At 58.3% G+C, this 5,788-nt stretch carries 5 protein-coding genes; 3 read left to right on the forward strand and 2 right to left on the reverse strand.

Annotation, left to right across the window (positions count from 1 at the left end; genetic code table 11):
- Positions 1 to 109: 109 nt before the first annotated feature.
- Positions 110 to 505: a tetratricopeptide repeat protein gene (locus tag ALO64_RS04065; RefSeq protein WP_002554984.1), complete on the reverse strand. Its 396-nt coding sequence runs from the start codon at positions 503 to 505 to the stop codon at positions 110 to 112.
- Between the two features lie 176 nt (positions 506 to 681).
- Here ALO64_RS04065 and pyk point away from each other — a divergent pair, with 176 nt between their 5' ends.
- Positions 682 to 2,133, forward strand: coding sequence for a pyruvate kinase (gene pyk / locus ALO64_RS04070; RefSeq protein ID WP_002554985.1), 1,452 nt, complete (start codon positions 682 to 684; stop codon positions 2,131 to 2,133).
- Between the two features lie 120 nt (positions 2,134 to 2,253).
- Here the strand turns inward: pyk and ALO64_RS04075 are convergent, their stop codons facing one another.
- Positions 2,254 to 3,192: an iron-sulfur-binding ferredoxin reductase gene (locus tag ALO64_RS04075; protein WP_044345486.1), complete on the reverse strand. Its 939-nt coding sequence runs from the start codon at positions 3,190 to 3,192 to the stop codon at positions 2,254 to 2,256.
- 180 nt (positions 3,193 to 3,372) lie between these two features.
- Between ALO64_RS04075 and ALO64_RS04080 the strand changes: the two genes are divergently transcribed.
- Positions 3,373 to 4,896 (forward strand): fumarate hydratase, encoded by a 1,524-nt coding sequence (locus ALO64_RS04080; protein WP_054991663.1) that lies wholly within the window; start codon positions 3,373 to 3,375, stop codon positions 4,894 to 4,896.
- A 359-nt stretch (positions 4,897 to 5,255) separates the two neighbouring features.
- A complete protein-coding gene (locus tag ALO64_RS04085) occupies positions 5,256 to 5,744 on the forward strand; it encodes an Hcp family type VI secretion system effector (protein WP_044345487.1) in 489 nt (162 codons plus the stop codon).
- Positions 5,745 to 5,788 lie beyond the last annotated feature (44 nt).

Consider the following 5,788-nt stretch of genomic DNA (forward strand, 5'->3'; position numbering starts at 1 on the left):
GTCTACACCCTCCTAGAGCTCTGCAGCTCGTCCACTATGTGATCACAGCCTAGCTCAGAATTTTTCAAAATCCACCCGAACACGGCGCCTGCCATTCAAATGAGGGTAACTATTTTGATACGGGAGCGTTTCGAACAGGTGCAGGGATCGGTCTGGCAGGCTGAGCCTTGGGGTAGAGACCCGTTTGTGCGAGCGTATCGAGCCTGGCCCGTGCACGGAACGCGTATTCGCTCTCTGGATACTGAGTCATCAGGAATTGATAGGTCTGCGCAGCGTCGACATACAGTTTCTGCCGCTCCAGGCACTGGCCACGCAGCATCGACACTTCCGGCTGAACATAACGGCGCGAACGGCTTTGACGCTCGACCTTGGAAAGATCCAGCATGACCCGGTCACAATCACCTTCCTGATAGGCACGGTAAGCGTGATCGAGGTTGGAATTCATCGCCCAGCGGGTGCAACCGCTGAGCGCAGTCAGTAATACAACAATCGTTACAATACGCATGGGACTCTCCTGTTCTCTGCCCTGTATCGGCGTCACAGCCTGTTTCTTCAAGTAAATCGCACACCGACCGTCAGCCGATTGCCCTCCCTGACAGCAACACGGTAGTGCAAAGGAACAATGACTAAAGACCCAGACAGGAGTAGCCTCTCGCTGCGCTTCAATTAAGGAGTTTGTGCATGACCGTTCGCCGCACCAAAATCGTCGCCACACTTGGCCCTGCCAGCAACTCGCCGGAAGTCATCGAACAACTGATCCTTTCGGGTCTGGACGTTGCTCGTCTGAACTTCTCTCACGGTACTCCGGATGAGCACAAGGCACGCGCCAAACTGATCCGCGAAATCGCCGCCAGACACGGGCGCTTCGTCGCTCTGCTGGGCGACCTGCAGGGTCCTAAAATTCGTATCGCAAAGTTCACCGACAAGCGAATCGAGCTGAAGGTCGGTGACAAGTTCACCTTCTCCACCGCTCATCCGCTGACCAGTGGCAACCAGCAAATCGTGGGTATCGACTACCCGGATCTGGTCAAGGATTGCGGCGTAGGCGACGAGCTGCTGCTCGACGACGGTCGCGTAGTCATGCGCGTCGACACCCAGACGGCTGACGAACTGCATTGCACCGTGCTGATCGGCGGTCCGCTGTCCGATCACAAGGGCATCAACCGTCGCGGCGGTGGCCTGACGGCTCCGGCACTGACCGAGAAAGACAAGCAGGACATCAAGCTCGCTGCCGAAATGGACCTGGATTACCTGGCCGTTTCCTTCCCGCGCGATGCCGCCGACATGGAATACGCTCGCCAGTTGCGCGACGAATCCGGCGGTACAGCCTGGCTGGTGGCCAAGATCGAACGCGCCGAAGCCGTTGCCAACGACGAAGTGCTCGATGAGCTGATTCGCGCCAGTGACGCTGTCATGGTTGCGCGTGGCGACCTGGGCGTTGAAATCGGTGATGCCGAGCTGGTTGGCGTACAGAAACGCATTATTCTGCACGCACGTCGCCACAACAAGGCGGTGATCGTTGCCACGCAAATGATGGAGTCGATGATCTCAAGCCCCATGCCGACGCGTGCCGAAGTGTCCGACGTAGCCAACGCCGTGCTCGACTACACCGACGCCGTCATGCTGTCGGCGGAAAGTGCTGCAGGCTCCTACCCGATCGAAGCGGTTCAGGCGATGGCGCGTATCTGCATCGGCGCTGAAAAGCACCCGACCGGCAAGACTTCCAGCCACCGTATCGGCCACTCGTTCACCCGTTGTGACGAAAGCATCGCGCTGGCGGCCATGTACACCGCCAACCACTTCCCGGGGGTGAAGGCGATCATCGCACTGACCGAAAGCGGCTATACCCCGCTGATCATGTCGCGCATCCGCTCCTCGGTGCCGATCTACGCGTTCTCTCCGCACCGTGGTACTCAAGCGCGTGCAGCGATGTTCCGTGGCGTCTACACCGTGCCGTTCGACCCGGCAGCCCTGCCACCGGGTCAGGTCAGCCAGGCCGCAGTCGACGAACTGCTCAAGCGTGGTCTGGTCGAGCAAGGTGACTGGGTCATCCTCACCAAGGGCGACAGCTACCACACCATAGGTGGCACCAACGGCATGAAGATTCTGCACGTCGGCGACCCATTGGTCTGATAGCAGAACGCTGCAAGCCAAGGGGCCGTCTCGGAAGAGTCGGGGCCTTTTTGCATTGTGTATGCCTGACGAATCTTTGTGATTAATCGTGCCGAACGAGAGCTGTGACTAACATGCACCTTATTCCCGCGCCACAAACACATCCGCCAGCAATTGATTACGCGGCAGACCTGCCAGATACAAACGCTTGGCAAATATCTCCACGCTGTCGGCACTGCCACACAACAACGCCATCGCATGCCGCGACAACAGGCGCAGCTCGGCCAGGGTCGTCTCCAGCGCCTGCACGGTAATCAGTTGAACAAGCAACTGTGGATAACGCTCAGCCAGGGCTTGCAGCTCATTGGCCAGATAGTGCTGCTGGCTGTCATGGGCCAGATGAATCAGGCGGATGGTGCCCTGATGCTCCTGACGCAGCGCCTCACGCAATACGCCCCACAACGGGCCCAGCCCGGTACCGGCAGCCAGCAATAGCAAAGGTTTTTCCTGCCAGTCAGGGTCATAGCGCAGCGCCCCTCCGCGCAGTTCGCCGAGCCTCAACGTGTCACCGACCCGCAGCTGTCGGGCGACATCTCGGAAGGCCCCGGGCTGGTGGCAGTCGATATGAAATTCCAGAAACGGGTCCTCGCCCGGAAGGCTCGCCAGCGAATAAGGCCGGGCGACACCGCTGTCAGTCCACAACACCTGGTGTTGCCCGGCGCTATAGCGCAGAGGTCGCGCAGGCTCCAGACGCAAACGCAGCACGGTCGGGCAGAGCCAGTCGCAGCCCACTACTGTCGCAGGCAGGCCGTCACGCTGCGGGTCAAACACCTCGACAGCCAGGTCACCGACCAGTCGGCACTGGCAGGCGAGCCGCCAACCCTGCTGGCGCTTTTCAGCGGGCAAGGCGTCGGGCAACGCGTCCTCAGGCTCACCTTTGACACAGCGCACCAGGCACGCATGGCAACTGCCGGCACGACAGCTATAGGGAACCGGCACACCGGCATGGTTCAGGGCGTCGAGCAGATTGCTGGCCGATGGTAACGACCAGCTACGCTCACCAACATGCAATTGAGGCATTCAGGCGGCCTGTGCAGAAAATAACGGCGATTGTACAGACTGGCCTGTCGGGCGGGTTATACTGCCGCGCCTTTATTGCGCCCGCTACGGCTAACCTGACAGCTCTGGTTCAAGCCGCAGTTCCAGACTGCCGCCGATAGCGTAATTGAATGTTCCCGTCCTTACAGAGGAGCGCGCCGCATGACCGTGATCAAGCAAGACGACCTGATTCAGAGCGTTGCAGACGCACTGCAGTTCATTTCCTACTACCACCCCGTGGATTTCATCCAGGCCATGCACGAGGCGTATCTGCGTGAAGAGTCGCCTGCCGCTCGCGACTCCATCGCCCAGATCCTGATCAACTCGCGCATGTGCGCGACCGGTCATCGCCCGATCTGCCAGGACACCGGCATCGTCACCGTTTTCGTACGCGTGGGTATGAATGTTCGCTGGGATGGTGCCACCATGGGCCTGGACGACATGATCAACGAAGGCGTGCGTCGCGCTTACAACCTGCCTGAAAACGTGCTGCGTGCCTCGATCCTCGCCGACCCGGCAGGCGCTCGCAAAAACACCAAGGACAACACCCCGGCTGTTATCCACTACTCCATCGTCCCAGGTAATACCGTGGAAGTGGACGTCGCGGCGAAAGGCGGCGGTTCGGAAAACAAATCGAAGATGGCGATGCTCAACCCGTCCGATTCGATCGTCGACTGGGTCCTGAAAACCGTTCCGACCATGGGCGCAGGCTGGTGCCCACCGGGCATGCTCGGCATCGGCATCGGCGGCACCGCGGAAAAGGCAGCGGTCATGGCCAAGGAAGTGTTGATGGAGTCCATCGACATTCATGAGCTGAAGGCCCGTGGCCCGCAGAACCGCATCGAAGAAATGCGTCTGGAACTGTTCGAAAAGGTCAACCAGCTGGGCATAGGTGCTCAGGGCCTGGGTGGTCTGACCACCGTGCTCGACGTCAAGATCATGGACTACCCGACCCATGCTGCGTCGCTGCCGGTGTGCATGATCCCTAACTGCGCCGCCACCCGCCACGCGCACTTCGTGCTCGACGGCAGCGGCCCTGCCTCGCTGGAAGCGCCGTCGCTGGACGCCTACCCGGAAATCGTCTGGGAAGCCGGCCCATCGGCCCGCCGCGTCAACCTCGACACCCTGACCCCGGAAGAAGTGCAAAGCTGGAAGCCGGGCGAAACCGTGCTGCTCAATGGCAAGATGCTTACCGGACGCGACGCCGCGCACAAGCGCATGGTCGAAATGCTCAACAAGGGCGAAAGCCTGCCGGTCGACCTCAAGGGTCGTTTCATCTACTACGTCGGCCCGGTTGATCCGGTACGCGAAGAAGTCGTTGGCCCGGCAGGCCCGACCACGGCCACGCGGATGGACAAGTTCACCCGTCAGATCCTCGACCAGACCGGCCTGCTGGGCATGATCGGCAAATCCGAACGCGGCCCGACCGCCATCGAAGCGATCCGTGACCACAAGGCCGTGTATCTGATGGCCGTCGGCGGCGCTGCATACCTCGTGGCTCAGGCGATCAAGAAATCCCGAGTCGTGGCTTTTGCCGAGCTGGGTATGGAAGCGATCTACGAGTTCGAGGTCAAGGACATGCCGGTTACCGTTGCCGTAGACAGCACCGGCGAATCCGTGCACATCACAGGCCCGCAGATCTGGCAGAAGAAGATCAGCAACAGTCTGGCGGTGGAAGTGCAGTAAATTCTGATCTGCAAGACAATAAAAACCCGGCGCAAGCCGGGGTTTTATGCGGATTAACTTACTGTCCCTGCGATCTTCCAGTGCGATCCGGAATAAACCGTTCAGCCTGTGGCCAATATAACAAGGCAACTTATCCCCGATAAACAATACGACTCACTGGCAATATACATCGCACCCTGCGATCAGTCCGTAATACATTTCAGACAATAAACCGAGACAGTTCGCTACTCCCCAGAGGTTCAATACCCCTTCCCCTCCCTGAAAGACAGATTATTCTTCTGCTGGCTGTAAACCATTGAGCGCATGAAAAATAAATGTACTTCTCAGGCATACCGCCTGATAAACAGGGATATTTCAAAATGGCTTTTGACGCCTATATCAAGATAGAAGGCATTCCAGGCGAAGCGCTGGGTGACCGCTACAAGGACTGTATCGAGATCACCGGGTATGGCTTCGGCATGCATCAAAGTACTTCCGCCACGGCGAGTTCTTCCGGTGGAGCATCGTCCGGAAGGACTTCCTTGAGTGATTTCTCGTTCACCAAATCACTGGACAAATCGAGCTGCAAGCTCATGGAAACCTTGTGCGCGGGCAGACACCTGAAAGAAGTTGTTTTGTCACTGCATCGTGCAGGCGGAGAAAAGGTCAAATACTTTGAAGTGCTGCTGGAAGAAGTCATCATTTCCAACTACACCCAGCATGCCAATGATGGCATACCCAGTGAAACGATCAGCTTGAATTACGGGAAAATAAAAACCACCTACACACAGCAAAAAAGATCGGATGGTGCGGGTGGAGGAAATGTCTCGGGTGGCTGGAACCGTATCAACAACAAGGTCTATTCCTGATTTTTTTGAACGTTCATGCATTGAACCTTAGAGGGTGTAGACAA

The organism is Pseudomonas meliae (assembly GCF_001400515.1).
Taxonomy (GTDB): Bacteria; Pseudomonadota; Gammaproteobacteria; order Pseudomonadales; family Pseudomonadaceae; genus Aquipseudomonas; species Aquipseudomonas amygdali.

Bases quoted from the DNA above. Each gene is read 5' to 3' on its own strand.
- ALO64_RS04065 (WP_002554984.1), bottom strand. From the start codon at position 505: ATGCGTATTGTAACGATTGTTGTATTACTGACTGCGCTCAGCGGTTGC.
- pyk (WP_002554985.1), top strand. From the start codon at position 682: ATGACCGTTCGCCGCACCAAAATCGTCGCCACACTTGGCCCTGCCAGC.
- ALO64_RS04075 (WP_044345486.1), bottom strand. From the start codon at position 3,192: ATGCCTCAATTGCATGTTGGTGAGCGTAGCTGGTCGTTACCATCGGCC.
- ALO64_RS04080 (WP_054991663.1), top strand. From the start codon at position 3,373: ATGACCGTGATCAAGCAAGACGACCTGATTCAGAGCGTTGCAGACGCA.
- ALO64_RS04085 (WP_044345487.1), top strand. From the start codon at position 5,256: ATGGCTTTTGACGCCTATATCAAGATAGAAGGCATTCCAGGCGAAGCG.